22 protein-coding genes are annotated in these 17627 nt (G+C 33.7%); 8 read left to right on the plus strand and 14 right to left on the minus strand.

Features of this window, described 5'->3' with window-relative positions; translation table 11 throughout:
• Window positions 1–227 precede the first annotated feature (227 nt).
• Together Q73A0000_RS07160 and Q73A0000_RS07165 are read left to right on the plus strand one after the other, a co-directional pair.
• Entirely contained in the window at window positions 228–845 is a 618-nt protein-coding gene (locus Q73A0000_RS07160) for a hypothetical protein (RefSeq protein WP_208458813.1), read from the plus strand.
• A 208-nt stretch (window positions 846–1053) separates the two neighbouring features.
• Window positions 1054–1944 (plus strand): phospholipase D-like domain-containing protein, encoded by an 891-nt coding sequence (locus tag Q73A0000_RS07165; protein ID WP_193813372.1) that lies wholly within the window; start codon window positions 1054–1056, stop codon window positions 1942–1944.
• A gap of 163 nt (window positions 1945–2107) precedes the next feature.
• Here the strand turns inward: Q73A0000_RS07165 and Q73A0000_RS07170 are convergent, their stop codons facing one another.
• The 6 genes from Q73A0000_RS07170 to Q73A0000_RS07195 form a co-directional block, all read right to left on the minus strand.
• Window positions 2108–2935 (minus strand): PRTRC system ThiF family protein, encoded by an 828-nt coding sequence (locus Q73A0000_RS07170; RefSeq protein WP_193813373.1) that lies wholly within the window; start codon window positions 2933–2935, stop codon window positions 2108–2110.
• On the minus strand, window positions 2935–3657 hold the full coding sequence (locus tag Q73A0000_RS07175) for a PRTRC system protein B (RefSeq protein ID WP_193813374.1): 723 nt from the start codon (window positions 3655–3657) through the stop codon (window positions 2935–2937). Before Q73A0000_RS07175 ends, Q73A0000_RS07170 begins: the two co-directional genes overlap by 1 nt.
• Window positions 3654–4829: a hypothetical protein gene (locus tag Q73A0000_RS07180; protein ID WP_193813677.1), complete on the minus strand. Its 1176-nt coding sequence runs from the start codon at window positions 4827–4829 to the stop codon at window positions 3654–3656. The genes Q73A0000_RS07175 and Q73A0000_RS07180 overlap by 4 nt, the downstream gene beginning before the upstream one ends.
• A 16-nt stretch (window positions 4830–4845) precedes the next feature.
• Window positions 4846–5064: a PRTRC system protein C gene (locus tag Q73A0000_RS07185; protein WP_193813375.1), complete on the minus strand. Its 219-nt coding sequence runs from the start codon at window positions 5062–5064 to the stop codon at window positions 4846–4848.
• A 20-nt stretch (window positions 5065–5084) separates the two neighbouring features.
• Window positions 5085–5627, minus strand: coding sequence for a PRTRC system protein E (locus tag Q73A0000_RS07190; protein WP_193813376.1), 543 nt, complete (start codon window positions 5625–5627; stop codon window positions 5085–5087).
• 65 nt (window positions 5628–5692) lie between these two features.
• Complete coding sequence (locus Q73A0000_RS07195) at window positions 5693–6088, minus strand: single-stranded DNA-binding protein (RefSeq protein ID WP_193813377.1); 396 nt, start codon at window positions 6086–6088, stop codon at window positions 5693–5695.
• Between the two features lie 574 nt (window positions 6089–6662).
• On the opposite strand from Q73A0000_RS07195, the gene Q73A0000_RS07200 reads away from it, so the two are divergent.
• Together Q73A0000_RS07200 and Q73A0000_RS07205 are read left to right on the plus strand one after the other, a co-directional pair.
• Complete coding sequence (locus Q73A0000_RS07200) at window positions 6663–7151, plus strand: transcriptional regulator (protein WP_193813378.1); 489 nt, start codon at window positions 6663–6665, stop codon at window positions 7149–7151.
• A 9-nt stretch (window positions 7152–7160) separates the two neighbouring features.
• Window positions 7161–7811, plus strand: a complete 651-nt coding sequence (locus tag Q73A0000_RS07205; RefSeq protein WP_193813379.1) for a nucleotidyl transferase AbiEii/AbiGii toxin family protein — start codon at window positions 7161–7163, stop codon at window positions 7809–7811.
• Between the two features lie 14 nt (window positions 7812–7825).
• Here the strand turns inward: Q73A0000_RS07205 and Q73A0000_RS07210 are convergent, their stop codons facing one another.
• The 7 genes from Q73A0000_RS07210 to Q73A0000_RS07240 form a co-directional block, all read right to left on the minus strand.
• Window positions 7826–8668, minus strand: a complete 843-nt coding sequence (locus Q73A0000_RS07210; RefSeq protein ID WP_193813380.1) for a toprim domain-containing protein — start codon at window positions 8666–8668, stop codon at window positions 7826–7828.
• 440 nt (window positions 8669–9108) lie between these two features.
• Window positions 9109–10206 carry a hypothetical protein gene (locus Q73A0000_RS07215; protein ID WP_193813381.1) on the minus strand — a complete coding sequence of 366 codons (1098 nt, stop codon included), beginning with the start codon at window positions 10204–10206 and terminating at the stop codon, window positions 9109–9111.
• Window positions 10207–10254: 48 nt separating this feature from the next.
• Window positions 10255–10980, minus strand: coding sequence for a hypothetical protein (locus tag Q73A0000_RS07220; RefSeq protein WP_193813382.1), 726 nt, complete (start codon window positions 10978–10980; stop codon window positions 10255–10257).
• Between the two features lie 2 nt (window positions 10981–10982).
• On the minus strand, window positions 10983–11234 hold the full coding sequence (locus tag Q73A0000_RS07225; RefSeq protein ID WP_193813383.1) for a DUF3853 family protein: 252 nt from the start codon (window positions 11232–11234) through the stop codon (window positions 10983–10985).
• Window positions 11235–11280: 46 nt separating this feature from the next.
• The gene (locus Q73A0000_RS07230) at window positions 11281–11823 is read right to left on the minus strand and encodes a hypothetical protein (RefSeq protein ID WP_193813384.1); all 543 of its coding nucleotides are present in this window, start codon (window positions 11821–11823) and stop codon (window positions 11281–11283) included.
• 16 nt (window positions 11824–11839) lie between these two features.
• Window positions 11840–12103: a helix-turn-helix domain-containing protein gene (locus tag Q73A0000_RS07235; protein ID WP_193813385.1), complete on the minus strand. Its 264-nt coding sequence runs from the start codon at window positions 12101–12103 to the stop codon at window positions 11840–11842.
• Between the two features lie 282 nt (window positions 12104–12385).
• Window positions 12386–13225 (minus strand): RteC domain-containing protein, encoded by an 840-nt coding sequence (locus tag Q73A0000_RS07240; protein ID WP_193813386.1) that lies wholly within the window; start codon window positions 13223–13225, stop codon window positions 12386–12388.
• A gap of 200 nt (window positions 13226–13425) precedes the next feature.
• Here Q73A0000_RS07240 and Q73A0000_RS07245 point away from each other — a divergent pair, with 200 nt between their 5' ends.
• The gene (locus Q73A0000_RS07245) at window positions 13426–14121 is read left to right on the plus strand and encodes a ThiF family adenylyltransferase (RefSeq protein ID WP_317174286.1); all 696 of its coding nucleotides are present in this window, start codon (window positions 13426–13428) and stop codon (window positions 14119–14121) included.
• 18 nt (window positions 14122–14139) lie between these two features.
• On the opposite strand, the gene Q73A0000_RS07250 is transcribed toward Q73A0000_RS07245, so the two are convergent.
• On the minus strand, window positions 14140–14895 hold the full coding sequence (locus tag Q73A0000_RS07250) for a helix-turn-helix transcriptional regulator (RefSeq protein ID WP_193813388.1): 756 nt from the start codon (window positions 14893–14895) through the stop codon (window positions 14140–14142).
• 139 nt (window positions 14896–15034) lie between these two features.
• Here Q73A0000_RS07250 and Q73A0000_RS07255 point away from each other — a divergent pair, with 139 nt between their 5' ends.
• The 3 genes from Q73A0000_RS07255 (at window position 15035) to Q73A0000_RS07265 (ending at window position 17572) form a co-directional block, all read left to right on the plus strand.
• A complete protein-coding gene (locus Q73A0000_RS07255) occupies window positions 15035–15676 on the plus strand; it encodes an N-acyl amino acid synthase FeeM domain-containing protein (RefSeq protein ID WP_193813389.1) in 642 nt (213 codons plus the stop codon).
• A complete protein-coding gene (locus tag Q73A0000_RS07260; RefSeq protein ID WP_193813390.1) occupies window positions 15673–16470 on the plus strand; it encodes a hypothetical protein in 798 nt (265 codons plus the stop codon). The genes Q73A0000_RS07255 and Q73A0000_RS07260 overlap by 4 nt, the downstream gene beginning before the upstream one ends.
• An 826-nt stretch (window positions 16471–17296) precedes the next feature.
• Window positions 17297–17572, plus strand: a complete 276-nt coding sequence (locus tag Q73A0000_RS07265) for a hypothetical protein (RefSeq protein WP_193813391.1) — start codon at window positions 17297–17299, stop codon at window positions 17570–17572.
• Window positions 17573–17627: the final 55 nt, after the last annotated feature.

A 17627-nucleotide genomic window follows, 5' to 3' on the forward strand; every position in this document is an offset into this window, starting at 1 on the left:
TCCTAATAAAATATTATTAAATCTTAAAGTGTTTTTTGCTTTAAGTCTTGGTACTGAAAACTGGTAATTTTTAAGACAACAAGACGATAAGTAAGGACACTCACGTTTGGCGTGGGTGCTCTCTTATTGTTGTCGGGTATACCAGTGCCTCAGTATCGGTAAGTGTAGTGACCTACGCCTTTTTTGTAGCACTTCACAAAATAAATATCGAAAATATGAGTGCCAAAGTGAAAAATAATTCCGCCAAAACTGTTTTCAGCAACGATAACAATACGATTTGTACTATTTCGGATCAGAAAATAATTGATTTGACCAATCAGTTTTATCTCGAAATGTCCAAAAATATTCTTGATGAAAAAGAGTACGATATCATGTCAAAACTTTTAATTGAAAAGCAATCATTACAAACTGTATCTGTCGAATATGACGTTACAAAAGAAGCAATCCGACAAAACTATAAAAAAATATTTTTCAAAATAAAATCAGTTTCTGAACTCGTTACAGAAATTAATGCTTTAAAAGAAAAGAAAAACTTGCTTTACCAAGAATACCTGTCCGAATATAAAAAAATGACAAAAAGAAACTCGGAAAAAGAAATTTTCAATTCAGACAGAAGATTGATTGACAGTCATTTTCCTTTTAGCAAAAGATTATGGAACATGCTCGTCTCGCTGGAGATATACACATTTAATGACTTGTTGGAAAACCCTTTAGAGATATATCCAAAATTTAGAGGTTTTAAAGGAAGTTGTTTAAAAGAATTTATCTGCTTCATAGAATTTGAAAATCTTGAAAACCATTTTGATGAAAACTTTTACGAATTCAAAGAAAAATATAAAAAATAAACCAACTACAACCTCTTTTCTAAAAACACACTCAGCAAAGTCCTGCTTTTTAGAAATGTGGTTGTTTCGCTTTCCTGCAAAAATGCGTTTTCGACCAAAGGGAGAAATTGCATTTTTGCCAACCTGATTTTGATATTTAGTTTAACCAAATACGCATGAATTTTTGATAATTTCCGTAAATTGGCTACTCAAAACCAAAAAACATCACATGAATTTTAAAACGGGAAAAGAATTGAATGATAAAATATATGATATAATCTATAATTCTGAAAAATATCTTCTCATTTTGTCACCATTTATTCAGTTAGGGGACTACATTAAAAAGGAGATTTTCAAGACTCATTTAAATAATTCAAATGTTCATATTATTATCGGTTTTGGGAAAAATGAAAACAACATAAACAGGAGTTTAAAAAAGGAAGATTTTGAATATTTTACACAATTCAAAAATATTTCTATTGTCTATATTCCCAATCTTCACGCAAAATATTATGGAAATGAAAATGAATCAGTAGTCACTTCAATGAATTTAATTGATTATTCTTTCGACTATAACATTGAATTTGGAGCGCATTCCAAAAAGAAAATAATATCTATTTCTCAAAATTCATTTTTTAATTCTGCTGTTAATGCCTGCTTCAATATTTTAGAAGTTAATGGCTACGCAATTTATGTTAGAAGACCAATTTTTGAAAAGAAATTAATGTTTGGTAAAAACTACGTTGGTTCCGACCAAGAATTAAATCTGATAGATGAACTCATTAAATTTGGAAAAGTACCTAAAAAAAATTTGTCCGATTTTGAAAACGCAAAGTATGTAAACAGTGCTATAAAAAATCAAAGAAAATCCCAGTATGAATATAAGATAGGCAGTGAAAGTAATGGAGATGCTAAGAAAAATGGTTGTTGTATAAGGTGCAAAACCACAATAAATTTGGATTTAAACAAACCACTTTGTTTGTATTGCTATAAAACATGGTCATTATACCAAGATCCTTTTTACAGAGAAAATTTCTGCATTTCGTGTGGAGAAAAAAATAATACAAATTTTAATAGACCTGCTTGTACTCAATGTTATAAGGAATTACAAAGAAAATAAGAAAACTAAAACTCCTCAACCTCTTTTCCAAAACATTACAAAAGCCAAAGCCCAGCAATGTTTTAGAAATGGGGTTGCATCCATATTCTCTGCAAAAATGCGTTTCCGACCAAAGGGAGGAATTGCATTTTTGCCGTCCGATTTACCAATCAAGCGACAAAGATTATAATTTTATAGGTTGTGAATGAAAACTTTTCAAATTCAGAAAGAACCCCCTGTTTTTGGTCATTCCGTTGCGAAACAAGTTCCAAAGCAAAGAACATCCCATCTGTGCCAATGACGAATTAATAAACAAATCCTGTTTTTCCAATGCTTCTGCCAAACTACAACTTGGCGTGTCGTCTTGTTCTTCAGATTGTTTTAAAATTTCTCCAAATTCATCGGTAACAAAAGGCAAATTTGCCACCGTTTCAAATTTCTCCGAATTAGATTGTTGAATATTACCAATTGTAGATAATAAAACCTGTCCTGTGTGTTGGCTATTCCCAAAATCTAACCAATAACGTGGACGATTAGAATACGCTTTCCTATTATTCAACATTTTTAAAATATCTGCAATCTCAAACCTTGCTTTTACGCTGTCCACACAAGAAATATAAATACTTGCTCCTGCATTTTCGGGCAATTTACCTAAGCAGTCTTTTTCAAATTTCACCGTTTCTGCTTTCCAATTTGTCCCCGAAAATCGGTTGGCTCTGTTGATTAATGCAACGGATTTGTACAATCCAATTTCACATTCTGCAAAACGCTGTCTTCCTAAATTGGCATTGGTAACTATATCATCATCCCAAAGGCGAATTTGCAATCCTGTGTGTCCCAATTCAATTAAACTGTGGTTCGTTTCCATTAAAGCGGTTAAAACTTTTGAACCAGTGCCACCTGCACCGATTAGGTTTACTAAAATCGGATTGGTAGGATTAATTAAATCGCTGTCTGTAAAATGTACTTTGGTTCGACTTTGCTCACCCAAAGTTGTTCTTTCGTTTTCCATCACAATAAATTTTCAAGTGTTTTGCTATTCGGTTTCAATACCTCTCTCGGGAAGGCTTTGTCTGTACCAATTAGCTCTTTCCAAATGGTTACACAATTCCCTTTTATCGGATTGTAGTTTCCCAATAAATGGCTGAAATAGCTGTTGAAAAAATAGTTTTCCCAAGCGTGTATAAATTCCTCCACGGATGCCGAATTTTGAATATCAATAGTTACCGTTCCCATACATACATTGCCGTTTTCATACACATTGAAAAATGGTGCATAATGCAAAAGCGTTTTTTCTGTTGGTCTTCTATCGCTTGCCAAAGCAAAGACTGAAAGACTGTTTTTATTGGCAAACCAAAGCATTGGCGGTACTTGCGCTTTTTCGTTCGGAATGACTAAACCATTTACAAAATACAGCTGTCTTTGCTGTGCTTTGGTGAACCAAAGTACCGTGCCTTTTTCGCTCGGATTGATATGCAGAATATTGGTCGGTAAAATTCCCCTTGGCTTTAAAAAGGCTTTGCTCTTTTCTTCATCGGTTTGTAATGACTTTGCCAATACATTGGCTTCCTTTACAGTCAAGGGGTGTGCATTAATGGGATTTCCATTTTTGTCCATATCAAAATGCTCCACATACATATCGGTATTTATTCCTTTGGTTTCATAGAAAACCAAAGCAGATTTTGGATAATATAATGTTCCGAAATTCTCGGTAATGTCGTTTAAATTGTTCATTTTACTGTTGTTTTATATTCATTTAATAAACCGCATAAATCGTTCAATATAGGGAACAAACGGTTCTCAAAATCAAGGTTGGTTGCGGTTATTTCGCTTCCGTCAAAGCATTTGCTAATGGTAGGTTCTGCCATTGCTCCATACTCATTAAATTCATTATTAATGCTATCCGAAAGACTTTCATATAACCAACCTTTGGTATCTGCCACAAATGAAATATACTTTTCCATTCCAATGGTTTCATTGTCGTAATCATCATTATCGGGGTCTTGTTCGGAAATGGGGGCATTTTTAAAAATACTTGTTGTCCGATATTCCATAAAAAGTTCAAAAACTTTACAAGCTAACTGCCAACATTCCTGGTCAAATTCATCAAGGCTTTTAAAGTTGTTTAAACGCTGTTTAAATAGTTGTAAATTGATACGATTGAATAGTTTCTGTTCTATCTTATCGCCAATTTGTTCGGCTTGCCTTAACTCACTTTTGTAGCTTTCTGTTTCGTCCATTTCATCATCCTGTTCCACCCAATCGGTCATCATTTCATACATCAAATACAAATAGCTATTTTCTTGCCTGTAATACGGAATATCGGCAATGTGATACAGATAACTGCAAACCGAAACCAATAATTGAGCGGTCTTTTTGCGCTTCGGATTATTAAGCATTTTAAAGATGGGAATGATGGGAATATAATACAAGGTCGTTCTTGTATCATACCGTTCTTCAATTACTAAAAATGTTTTCTTATTGTCCTTTACCAATCGTAAACTATCCCAATTTAAATGGGTGCGTTCTAATTTGGTTTCTATATCCCACATCGCCAAAGCAATATTGTAAGGATAGCCGTGAATCTGTGTCTGCATCGGTTCAATGCCGTAATGCTCGGTAAGTTTGGAAAGGGATTGATAAAAATCCCTCTCCGTTTTTACTATTTCTTTATAAGCCTGTACGGATTGTTCCGTTTTTAGTTTAGGCAGAAAGGTGGACTTTAGAAAACCATTGGCAACATCGCTATTGGTACGGCTTTCTGCTTGTCTTTCTGCACTTCGTTTGCATCTTTTGGTCTTTGCATCCATTGTGTGAACTCGTTTAACTGTCGGTGCAATTGCCGTTGTCGTTTCTGTTCTGGTAGGCTGATAATTCCCGATATGATTTTGCGTTGCATAATTCATCATTTTATTTTTTGATTTAACCTTTTATTCCCATTACGCTCTCAAATTTGTACTCAACTGCATCGTCTTTTATTTGTGGTGCGGAAACTTTGGCGGTAGTTAAGATTGGATATGTATTGGCGTAAAAATTCATTACAGATTCTACGCTCCATTTTGGTTCGGGGTCGGTCAATCGGATTTCCTGTTCTTGGTCTTTGAGTATAAAAACTCTTTCTAATTGTGTTGCGAGTAACATAATCTTTGATTTTTTTAAAGTTAAATTTCGGTTGATTGAGGTTGACTTTCTGTAAAAAGACTTGGTGCAAAATGTCTTTCATACTCATCCTGTTTTTTGCGGATATTTTCGGCATAATCGGGATATTCCGATGTTTTCGGAAGAGCAGACCACGCATCCTTATATTTCGCTTCTTTTTCAAGTTCTTCGGCTTTTTGCAAAGCATCTTTAAACTTCTTCTCTTTGGTTTCCTTTTCTTTTTTCTCCTTATCGGATTTTTCCTTTTCCATTGCCGATTTCTTTTTGGCTTCTTCGAGTTGTTTCATAAAAGATTCCATATCTACCATTAATCCCGAAGCGGTTTGTAATGGTGTGGAAATATTTTCAAAAAATCCGTTATCCAAATCTTCGGCTGTTCCTCGTAAATTCAAGGGCGGAATGGTTTTCCTCGCTTCGTCTCCACACTGCTCGTTTTTGAGCAGTACGGAAACAACATAATTATTTTCTGTGGTTTGGGTAAATGTGATTTGTAAATCGCCTGTGAGATTGAGTTTGGCTATTTGTCTGAAAAAATTGGTTTGCATTTTCGTTAAATTTTAGATTAAAAATTTTGAATTTTAAATGATTGTTTCTGTTCAATTAATGAAAATTAAAAAGGTAAATCATCGTCTGTTTCTTCTTGTACAACTACGGTTTTCTGCGATTTTGAAAATGGTTTATCTTCTACTTCCGACTTTTTACCAGCACCGTGCAATTTGATGTTTGAAGTATGGAAATTCAGTCCAGAACGGATTTCTCCGTCTTTTCCAATCCACGCATTAGAACTTGCTCTGCCTGTCAATTCCACCAATGTTCCTTTGGTAAGGATTTTCGCCACGTTTGCGCTTATCCAATATGAACAGTTGTAATAGGTAGTTTGTTCTATACGTTCCCCTTGTTTGGATTTGTAGCTGTCGTTGATGGCTACTGAGAAATTAACGACTTGCTTGTCATTTTTCAATGTGTTGATTTCTGCATTTTTGGTAATTCTTCCAATGATGTTCATAATTTTCGATTTAAATTGTTAATAATTATTTTGTTGTTAATTTTAAATTTTCGAGTGAATTGATTTGGTTTCGAGGACACTCGGCTTTTTTCTTTTTTTTACTTTTTTTCCAAATTGGAAAAGCATTATTTATGGTTGTTTCATTTGATTATTTTCATTGATGTAAAAGAGCGTCTTCGATTGAATTGATTCGTATAACTGAGGTTCCGGCTTTTTCTTTGCCGATGATTATAGGAAAGTATCAGGCACACAAAACCCGATTCAGTTCCTGTAATTGAATACAAGTTTTGAATCGGGCTTGAAATCTTTTTATCCGCAGGATTTAGGAGTGTCTGGAAAAATTATTGGAGCTTGTGGAAAGAATTTTTTTAGAAACCCAAAAAGATTTTTTTGAGTGAATGATGCTTTCCTACATTTGCAATAGTAGAAAGCCAAACCTCAGTTAGAAGCGATTTAACAGGTCATATTTATCTGCAATATTTTCAAAAAACACATAATAAGAAATGTTTTTCTGCGAATATTTAAATCAAATCTATTTTTATAAAATGTAAACAAATTTGTTTATATTTGTAATATGAATTCACAGCTTATAAAATACAAAGGCATCCATCCAGGAATTATTCTTGAGCGAGAACTACAAAAACGTTCGCTCAAAAAGAGACCTTTTGCCTTAGCTGTGGGCGAATATCCTCAAACATTTAATGAGATAACAAAAGGAAGAAGAAATATCCCTGTTTCTTTAGCTTTAAAAATTGAAAAAGAATTGCAGCTGGAAGAAGGAACAATTGTTATTCTTCAGAGTTATTATGAGATACGGAAGGAAAAAGAAAAAGCACAAAACCACAGTCCTAATCTTTCTATTCTCCGAAAATCCTTATTTTGGGATACAGATATTAATCAAATAGATTGGGACAAGCAATATCAGGCGGTTATCCATCGTGTTTTTGAACGTGGAAACGAAGAAGAAAAGACGGAAATTTCACGTTTTTATGGTCAACTTAAAACCAATACGGCACTTCATTCCAAAAAGACGAAGCCAATGCAACTTCATCCAATTTCTTAATTCTGTACTATGTTGTATTATAACACAGTAAATAATGTACTGAAAAACAGTCTTCAAATCCTTATGGAATCTGATGTTTTTGAAAATTTCAGATTGGTAGGCGGAACAGCTTTAAGTTTGCAATTGGGACACCGGATTTCGGTGGATATTGATTTATTTAGCGATTTGCAATATGGAAGCATTGATTTTGAAAAAATTGATCTCTTTCTCAAAAGTAATTTTGCTTACATCGATACTTTTTCTGAATTGGAACCTGCAATGGGGAAAGCTTATTTCATAGGAACTGACAAAGAAAATACGGTTAAACTGGATTTGTATTACACCGATTCTTATATACAACCTGCAAAAATAGAAGATGAAATCCGTTTTGCAACAATAGAGGAAATCATTGCCATGAAAATTGACGTGGTACAAAGAGTTGGTAGAAAGAAAGACTTTTGGGATTTGCATGAAGTTCTTCCTTCTTGCAGTATCAACAAAATGCTGGAACTCCATCTACAACGCTATCCATATAGTCATGACAAAGAATTGATTTTAGAAAATTTCACCAATTTTAGTCTTGCAGATGATGATTTCAATCCTATTTGTCTTCAGGGAAAACATTGGGAATTTATAAAAGATGATTTTGAAGAAGCCATTTTGAAATATAACGAATTATAAAGGTAGTTTTTCACTTAATTTTCTGTGCAAAACCACTCATTCAAATCCTTAAAATTATAATACAACAAAGAACAATCTTCTATATTTTTATACTTTTTTTGGATAATCTCTTTAGTTGCAATTCCATTCGCATCATTATCCAAGAAAAGAGAAATTTTAGCATATTTTTTCAAGGTTTCTTCCACTTTAAAAAGCATTGCTGTAGAATTTAGAATCAGGTAATCTGAAGTTGACCTTTTTTCCTTTTCCAAATTTTTGAAAGTCAAAAAATCGAAAAAACCTTCAAAAACTACAATTTCTGTGTTCTCATTTCTTTCATTTTCAAATAAAGTAATATCCTTTTTCCCTAAACAAATTTTAGAATATTTATTTCGGATTTCCAGTCCGCTAGAATTGTTGAAAAAACCAATTCCGAAATAGTTTTTCTCATTCAATTCATAATGAATTTCTTTAACTAAATGACTTTGTTCAAAAACTTTTCGGGATTTTAAATATTCAATTAATGCAGGATGTTTAATTTCATTTACTTTAAGAATTCGATAACTTTTATTTTTATCAATTTCTTCATTTTCAACTTCATTTTGAACAGAAAAATCTAATCTAGAAAGGTATTTCAAAGCATCAGAAACGGAACATTTATTCATTTGTTGAACAATCGAAATCACATCATAATTTTTCCCTGTGCCAAAATCAAATCCTTTATTTTTTGTAAAATCAACTGCAAAGCTAGGAACTACCTCTACTCTATCCAGTGCAAAATAAAATGCAGTCCGTTGGTTTTCCTTTACAGGAAAAAGATTGAATGATTCTAAAACCATTCTTATACTCACTTTCTCTTTTATTTTTTCGCAATTCATTTTTTTCTTTTTTAAAGCAAATTTTTTATCCACATTTTCCTTTTTAATAAAAAAAGACTTTTAATTACTTTTAAATACACTTTTAATGAATACCTGAAACACCTTATGACAAGTTGTTTACCAATGATTTGAAACGAGTGCAATTCCGAATTAAAGATGAGTGCAAATCCGAAACTGAAATGAGTACAAATCCGAAAACTCACCTGTTTTGGAATGAGTGCAATTCCGAATACAAATATTTTTTTTTCTGCAATAATTGTGGTTAGTCGTAATTTTACTTCGTTATCCATAGTTAGAATGATTTTAAAATTTTGAAACGAATGCAATTCCGAAAACTCGTTCCTATTTCACTTTATTTTAACACTTCCTTAACTTCAGCGAGTGCAATTCCGAATTCTGAATGAGTGCAATTCCGAAATGAAATGAGTGCGAAACCGATTTCAACTAATAATTGGATAACCATTCGGAATCAACTCTCCCATTTTTGTATTTCGGTACTTTTGAATTATAATTTCCTGAATTTCATTCAGAAACATTTTTCCCTGAAAATTGGTAGATTTAACTCCTCTTCGTCGATTTATTCTGATAAACTCTTTGAAAGATTGGTCGATTAACGCTCTGGTTTGTGGAATATTCCTGTATTGATGAGAAAACTGAAGCATTTCATGTTCCTGTAAACCATACCTTTTCCTGAAATAAATTAATCTTCTGGTAATTTCCGATCGATCTTGCGCGTCTATGGAAAAAGTTTCATCCAAAATCGTTTTGGTATGATAAGGAATGATGAAAATATGATCTCTTTTGTATTTATAATTGAAAGACAAAGTATTGAACTTATCAAGAGCGACTCTCACAGATTTTAAAAACTTAAAGCAAAAATCGTTGGCGATTTTATAATTCAATCTGAACTTCTTATTCAAGGTAGAAAGCTTTAAAACCGTTCCATTTTCAGGTAATTTAGAAAGCCATATTGCAAAAATGATATGTTTATTGTTTTTGATGTTGTACACCAAATTGTAAAGGATGTAATTGTATTCAGGAATAACCATCAACTTTTTCAACCAATAACTGCTGATTAAAAATGTTGTAAATCCTCTTTGATCATAACTTGGCGTAGAAATAAGTCCGCCAAAAGTTTTAATTTCTGTGCCTTTCGAATTAAGCGATTTGTACCAGCTCATTTTGAATTTAGTCAAAAACTCATACGCATCTACGACTTGTTTTGTAGAACCACTTGGCGAGATTTTACTGTTTCTAATTTTTATAGAAGCAAAAGTGTTGTTTTCGGTTTCAAATTCTTCATCGAATAAAGTCAGTTGTTTCGGACGGTCTTCTGGTCGAAACTGCTCATTACTAATAATTGAAACGATATTGAAAATCACCCGTAGTGCATTGATCGGAATATCTGCCGCCTCACTATTTTCAAAAATGAAATCGTCTACGAAATTATTTCCCAGTCTTATTCTGTCGGGAAATCTCTCCTCTTTTTTTTCAAATTCCTTGCGGATTAATTTTAAATCCTTTTCTGGAATGTTCATAATCGTTTTTTAGGTTTTGTTTTGGAGTCTATTACCGATTTTATTTTTTTAGTTATCAATTGAAAACTTAGAGCGCTTTATATTGGGAATTGATTGTATTGTATTAATCGTGTTATTTTTCATAAAAGGCAACGTGCTTTTCAACGAAGACTTCCAATTGGTGATCGGCCGGTCTGAACTATTTTTCCAGTTATTATTTACCCAATTTTCATATTTTTCTTTAATGTTGAAATCTAATTGGGAATCATAACTTTCTAATGTTTGAGCATATTCAATGAACTCTTCAATTGTAGGAATACTTTTATCATCGATAATTGGACTTAATACTTTTGAAAACTGAGGTGTAATCTTTTCATTGACAATTTTGGGAATACTTTCACTTGTATCTTGAATCGGTAAACCAGCCTGCAATGGAATTTCCAATTGTTCAGTTTTTTGAGAAATATTCTTTCTTTCCTTTACTCGCTTCTCCGAAACTTTGGTATGAGTAATCAATAAAGGATAATCTAAAATTAATCTGTAAGATCCAGGAGAACCATTTTTAGTTTGATATTGAATTAAACCTAAACTTCTTAGTTTCTCTTTTGTACATTTTACCGTTTTCCTTGTCAATCCTAACTGCTTACTAATTTCAACATCCGAAATATTGAAATCATAACGATTGGTGTCATTACTAGTTTTCAAAAGGTAGAGATACATTGAGATTGCCGTCGAACCTACTTGATTTTCTTTATTAAAATGCCAAAACCGTTGAATGAGTTCAAGATAATACATGCTTATTTTTTTCCAAAAAGTTCCAATGCTTTTTCTATATCAATGATGATGATATTTCCGTTTTGGATAATGGCCTCATTTAAAATACCTGAAGATTTTACTTCCGAAGCCTTTGACACAGAGCATCCAAGAATCTTCGCCAATCCTTTCAAACCGTACTCATACTTTTTATAAGAATTGATATTTTTAGAAACTTCTAAGAATTCTTCAACGGTTAACTGCCAAATCAGTGTTTTAGGATCTATGCTTTTCATTGCTAATATTCTTTTGTTATTAGTTCATCTGATTATCATGAATGTTCTAGTTTTGAACTTTTTTTACGTTAGAAATCCAATTCCTCGCAGCCGCTTGCCAGCATTTCATGGGTTGATTATTACTCAATTTCCAATTCGCAGATTGATATGAAGAATAAAATTGATCTGCTTCAGTAGATCTTAAATCACGTTCGGTAAAATATAATTCAACTTCATACTTCATCGGTACAGAAAAAGAAATCTCCACATTTGATAATAATTTTCGATTTTTTAATAATCTATTTCTATCTGCTTGTTCACTTTCAAAATCAATAATTTCGATCAAACTTCCTTTGTAGGAATCATAACTAGGCAAATAAATAATAAATCCTGCCTCGTAAAGCTCTCTAATGCATTTATGATAAGTAGCGATCGATTTGATTTTACCTAACTTCATTACTTCTTCTCGGCAAATACGAAAAGGATTTTGAAACTGGTTTAAACTCCATAACTGGAAAAGAGAAACGTACATACTGATATGAGAGGGATTTAAACGGTCATCCTCAATAACACGTTCAAAAAAACTGATGATATTTTTAGACTGCTTCATAATTACTGATTTACAATTAATGTTTAAAATCCATCAATAGTTTCTGGATGTCATTATAATTGTAATACAGCGTCCCTCCTATTTTACTGTACGACAAGGTTCCGTTAATTCTCAGGTTTTGTAAGGTTCCTGAAGATATGTTCAGGAGTTCTTTGACTTCGGAAGTTCGAAGCCATAATTTCTCTTCTGTCTTCTTTCCCTGAAGCAAGTTTTCAATACTTTCGAGCAGTTCAATTTTAAATTGCTGAAGATCTTCTTTGGTTAATACTTCTAATGCCATAATTTTTGAGCTAAGGTTAAGAGTCTTCACTGTGCTTAGAATGCCAGTGACCCATATTACTTTTGATTTGTTTTGACAAATTTTGGTATTATTGATGGATTAAACCCTCAAGGTGTACCCAAGTTGGGTATTGATATTTTAAAAAAAGCTGAGTTAAAGGAATTATCAGCAATTTTTTTTCTTTGAACTTCAGAAAGCTCCAACAAAATCAATAAAAATTTTTCCAAAAACATTGAGTTTATTGAATTGCTACAAGGTGGGTGTTAAAGTCAGAAAAATAAATTATTCATCCTGCGAATCCATTTTGTTATTCAACAAACTCTGGAGATTATTTAAGAATTTTGTACGAGATGATCTATTTTTTATTTCAAGGTATGTCCGATAAACATCACCGAGTTCTATATTGAAAACCGCCTCAAAATAAGCACTGATTTCCTTGATATCCGCATTACCGTTATTGAATGATCCTTTGCAGTACAACGCATAAATTAATTCAATCAGTGAAGTTTTATTATCTGTCCAGGCTAGTCTTGTTTTGGGCGTGGATATTCGGTACTGCTCCTCCCCTTGCCTATTTAATTTCAGCAATTGATCATTGAGGTAAACTTCGAGAAGGTCATTTGAAATGATTTTTGCGACTTTATAATCGTGAGAAGTACTGAATCTTGCATCTGATTCAAAAACAAAAGAGTCTAAACTCAACTTAACGTCGAGGTTTTTACGGATAAAATATTTATGATCGAGGTAGGAACTGCATGTTCTGTAATACCCATAAAAATCGACATTTTCTTCAAAGAACTCTTTCAGTTTAATGAGTTCTGTCTGATAGTATTTTCGAATCATCTTTTCACCTCCACTTGGCTTGCGGGTTTCGATTCTATAGACTTCATTATGATATATTAATTTTGATAATATCAAGGGTTTACGGTTTTTGAAGAAATCTATTTCTTCACTGTCTGAGGGAAACTTAGTGCGTAAAACAAAAGATTTAAGTTTTTTTAATGCGTTATTAATTTCCAGCATTGATTCTTCTGCTCTTTTTAGAGGTTTATCAGATTCTAAACTTAGAAATAGTAATCTGCTTTCCAATTCACTTTCGAGATTTGCAATGAACTTAACCATAGATATTTCATTTATACCCAAATGTATTGCCCATGATTAATTCATTTGCTACACTGTAGATTAAGAAACTCGAAAAGCCCAAAGAACTACACGAAAGTGTAGGGAGCTGAACATTCAAAAAAAGTAGATTTGACAAACTTTTTACAATGAACCGTTATTTAAGAAACCGCATTTACCTCAGTAATTGTGAGCAACAAAAATTGAAAAATTTCTCGATCGTTATTGCCGGAAGTGGAATCGGAAGTAATATCGCGGAATGTGCACTTCGCACGGGTTTTGAAAAAATATGCGTTATTGATGGTGACCTCATCGAAGACTCCAATCTCAACAGACAAAATTACACTGAAGACCACATAGGAACTTCAAAAGCCATGGCTCTTTACGAAAGACTAAAAAGCATCAACGCAAATGCGGAAATCACGTTTGTAGACCAGTTTATAAGTCGCGACAATATACCAGAAACAGGGACATATCATGTCGGAATCAATGCTTTGGATTATACTAATGAAGCACCGCAGCTATTTGATGAATCATGTCTTAAAAGTGGGATTCCAGTCATACATCCTTATAATGTCGGTTGGGGAGGATTAGTTACTGTTCTTTCACCGAAGGGACCACCTCTTCAATTACTTAAAAAGTCCAGCAATTTTAATGAAGTGGACATGGTAGAATACGCTGCAAGTTACCAACGTTTTTGGCAGAATCCGCAGATATGGCTTGAAGAAGTAATTAATCATTACAGAACTGAAGACCTCGCTCTCCCGCCACCCCAACTGGCTATCGGATCATGGTATGTCGCCGCTATGTGTACCCATCTTTTGGTAAAAATAGCTACAGGGAAGTTTTATAAAAAATTTCCGGAGTTCTATTTGAGGTCTTTACTTATGGAAGAATAACATGGAAAGGATTCCATATTAAAGTAGCTTGTTGTTTTTGACATAAGCTAATGCTTCGCCTATATTTTTAACGTTCAATTTGTCAAAAAGCTTTTTTCGATGAAATTTAACGGTATCGACAGCGATACACATTCGATCTGCTATTTGGCTTATTGTTAATCCTTGTGCATGCAAGCGGATAATCTGCAGCTCCCGTTCCGTTAATCTACTTTTATCCATTTTATTCCATACCCCGCCGATTAAGTCAAGCTCCCAAAATGAATCTTCACCTGCCTTTGAAAGCAGAATATTTCCTGAGGTAACATTTGAAGAAAGAGAAACTACACATAAAGCTTTCCAAATCTTACCCTCGGAAGTAATAAATATTGGGGTTAATTTGTGATTGATCAAAATTTTTTCTTTCCCTGTCTGTAAAATAAAATCATAAGAAATACTGTAATTTTTCCGGTCTTCTAGTGGTGTTCTGTCAAAAAAATCAAACCCTATCTCGTTTATTCTGATGAGCATTTCCAAGTCTTCCTCAGAGACGTATTTAAAGTAAAAAGCATATCCCATCGCCATGACTTCTGCAGGAGTATGATTACATAGAAAAAGCTGATTATCCGACACATATTCAAACTCCTTCCGCTGATAATCGATTACATACATGCTCATATATGAAAGTCTGCAGACGGCCCTTAGGATTTCGAGATAATTACCACTTTGAGCATTCTCCGCTTCCGATAAATAATTTACTGTATTCTTTCTTGAAAAGAACCTGTGTATTTCATCCATAATTAAGAGGGAATATTGTTGAACTTGGCTACACTGTCGTGTAGTATTTACATTCACTTATCAAATCTACACAAAAGTGTAGATAATATCTAAAAATATCATAATATTTTTACCGAAACAACACTAATTATGAGACAATATGAAAAAAGATATAGAATATTACAAAATGCCTCCTGAAAATATTCATGAATTAATTCATTTTATAATTAATGAAAACCATCTTCATCATCGCGAAATTGTAACAGCTGAAGATATAAATTCTACGAGGCAAATATTATGTGCTGAAGAAAAACAATATTTTAACTCTCATATTTTCGTTGCAATGTCGTATAATATCATTTGTGGGAGCATCAGAATATTCCAAAAAACACCTACCCAAATTTTACCTCTAGAAAAAATTTTCAATATTAATGTTGAAGCGCTAGTCAATGCGGGAACACCCATTTACCATATCGGCAGATTCGCTGTATCCAAAGGAGCAGACAAGAGAGGTTTCCATATTTTTAAAACGCTGATTGCACTTGCACTACAAGTTGTGCAACAAGGTCATAGAGGAATTGTCTTTGCAGAATGCGACGTCAAACTATTGCGAACGATCCGGCTTTTGGGAATAGAAGCTGAAGCAATTGGAAAGCCTACACTCTATTTGGGATCTGAAACAGTTCCGATAAAGTTACCTTGGGCAGGCTATCAAATTTTCCTGAACAAGAACAAGGATATCCTATTTAATGAACTGCGGATATTCAACCTGGAGCTTCCTGATATAAACGTATCACCATGAACACTTACCATCTTGATCTTTTACAGAAGCATCTTAAAAAAGCATTAGAACGCTACTGTCAACTTTGTGATGTCTCATCGGAACGACAGTATTTGTCTAGTGAGACTGTTTTTTCACAAACTAAAGAAATTATCAAGCAGTATATCAGGTTGTTTCAGGCTATTCATTTTCTGGATCATCAAACCGCATATTATTTTAAGGGATTTGTCTTTACCTATCTGGACGCAGAAGAAGAGCTTACCTCGCACGGGGAGTACGCTGAGATTGTGAAGTTGCTTACTGAAGCTTATCAACGCGTGGCCGGCTCGGTTTCCAAAGACCGTTTTTTCCTGCCCATACATGTTCAGCGGATTAAATCAGCTGAAATTCAGATTTTTATAGGAGTGGTTACTAAGGAGCAGCACCATTATACCATTTCCGTTGTGACCCATCAAACGGTTTACCCTCGGCCACCCGCATCGATAGGAAATAACCGGTATCGGTACCTTCTGAAAATGATGGAAATATATGATACTGACGAGCACGGGACGGTAGAGGCTTTTGTGCGCAGCAAAAGCCTGTCTTACCGTCAGATTTCAAAAGACAGCACGGCGTTTTTTGAAAGCACCTTCTATCATCATTATCTTAAAATCAAAATGATTCCTGTGCTCGAAGATCTCTTACTGAGTACGATGAGTTATAAGGAAATTGCCTATAAAAATGGTTTTTCAAGCTACCATCAACTCTATAGTCTGTTTCACAAAACTTACCATTTCCCGTTCAACCGTATCCCACGCATTGCATTGGAAGCATGATTCTGCTGATATTTTATTGAATGTATGCGGATATTTTACACATATAAACGTAAATATTACACATAAGAATGTTAATATTACACATACTTCTGCCTAAAAACCACATATGTTTGAAAAAAGGATGTCGCAATTTTACATCATCAAAATGGAGGTCGTGAAAAATATGATAAAAATATTAACTACCCATTATCTTTTTCTCCGCAGTACTATTTTACTATCATGCAATGAGTAAAATTGTAGGTCTCAAAAACTTTTGCAGTCAGCTGGCTCACGCATCTGGCATTGAAGGATACAGAAGATCATCACCTTACCGAGTTGACAGTACAGTCAAATAGTATTATTTTGTTGTGCTGCTGACCTTACTAGTTTCGTAGGTTATTGATGATTATCGAAGTACTGACCGTTTTTGCAGGATGTAGTAAAGTGGGCATCTTTTACAGTAATAATCCGCCATACACCTGCACCGACTTTTTTAGAAAATGAGTTGGAAGTAAGATCATATATTCAATATCGAACTGATGATTACCGCCCTCGCTGGTATAGTCATATTAGCTAGGCGAGTTAATCAACTTAAAATATTAGAAGTGTGCACGCTTCTAAATGTTGAATGCCCGGGCATTCCATGAGCTATGCAAACAGTAAATTTCTGTGTGCTATAAGGTACAGAAAGGTTGATGAACCGTTAAGCACCTAATAAAAAAGTCTGTTAGTTAAGGACAGAATACCTAACATAATTTTAACTAAGAGTTTTTAAGGGAATCTTTTTTATTAAAAAAAGACCACTATTATGAAACTAAATAAAATTTCAAAAATAGGAATTGCAATCATGGTAGTCTTTATGATGATGTTTGTGGTTCAGTCATTTCAAAAAGACCGCAAAACAAATACGAACATGACTTCCTATTTTTATACCAGTAGCGATACCACTCCAGGCGCTTACGGAAATCCTAGTAATTGGGATGATTCTGGAGGAGGAGGATGTACAGATGGAAATGCACCGTGTGAAATAGCAGTTCCTGATGATACTACTCTAGCAGACCACATTTCAGGGTTATCAAATTCTCAAGTGCTTGCAATTAGCAAATCACGTAAGAGTTTATAATTAAATAAAGGAGGCTGTTTCAAACCTATTTGAAACAGCCTCTTAATTTTAATTA

The sequence above is a fragment of the Kaistella flava (ex Peng et al. 2021) genome, from assembly GCF_015191005.1.
In the GTDB taxonomy this organism is placed as follows: Bacteria; Bacteroidota; Bacteroidia; order Flavobacteriales; family Weeksellaceae; genus Kaistella; species Kaistella flava.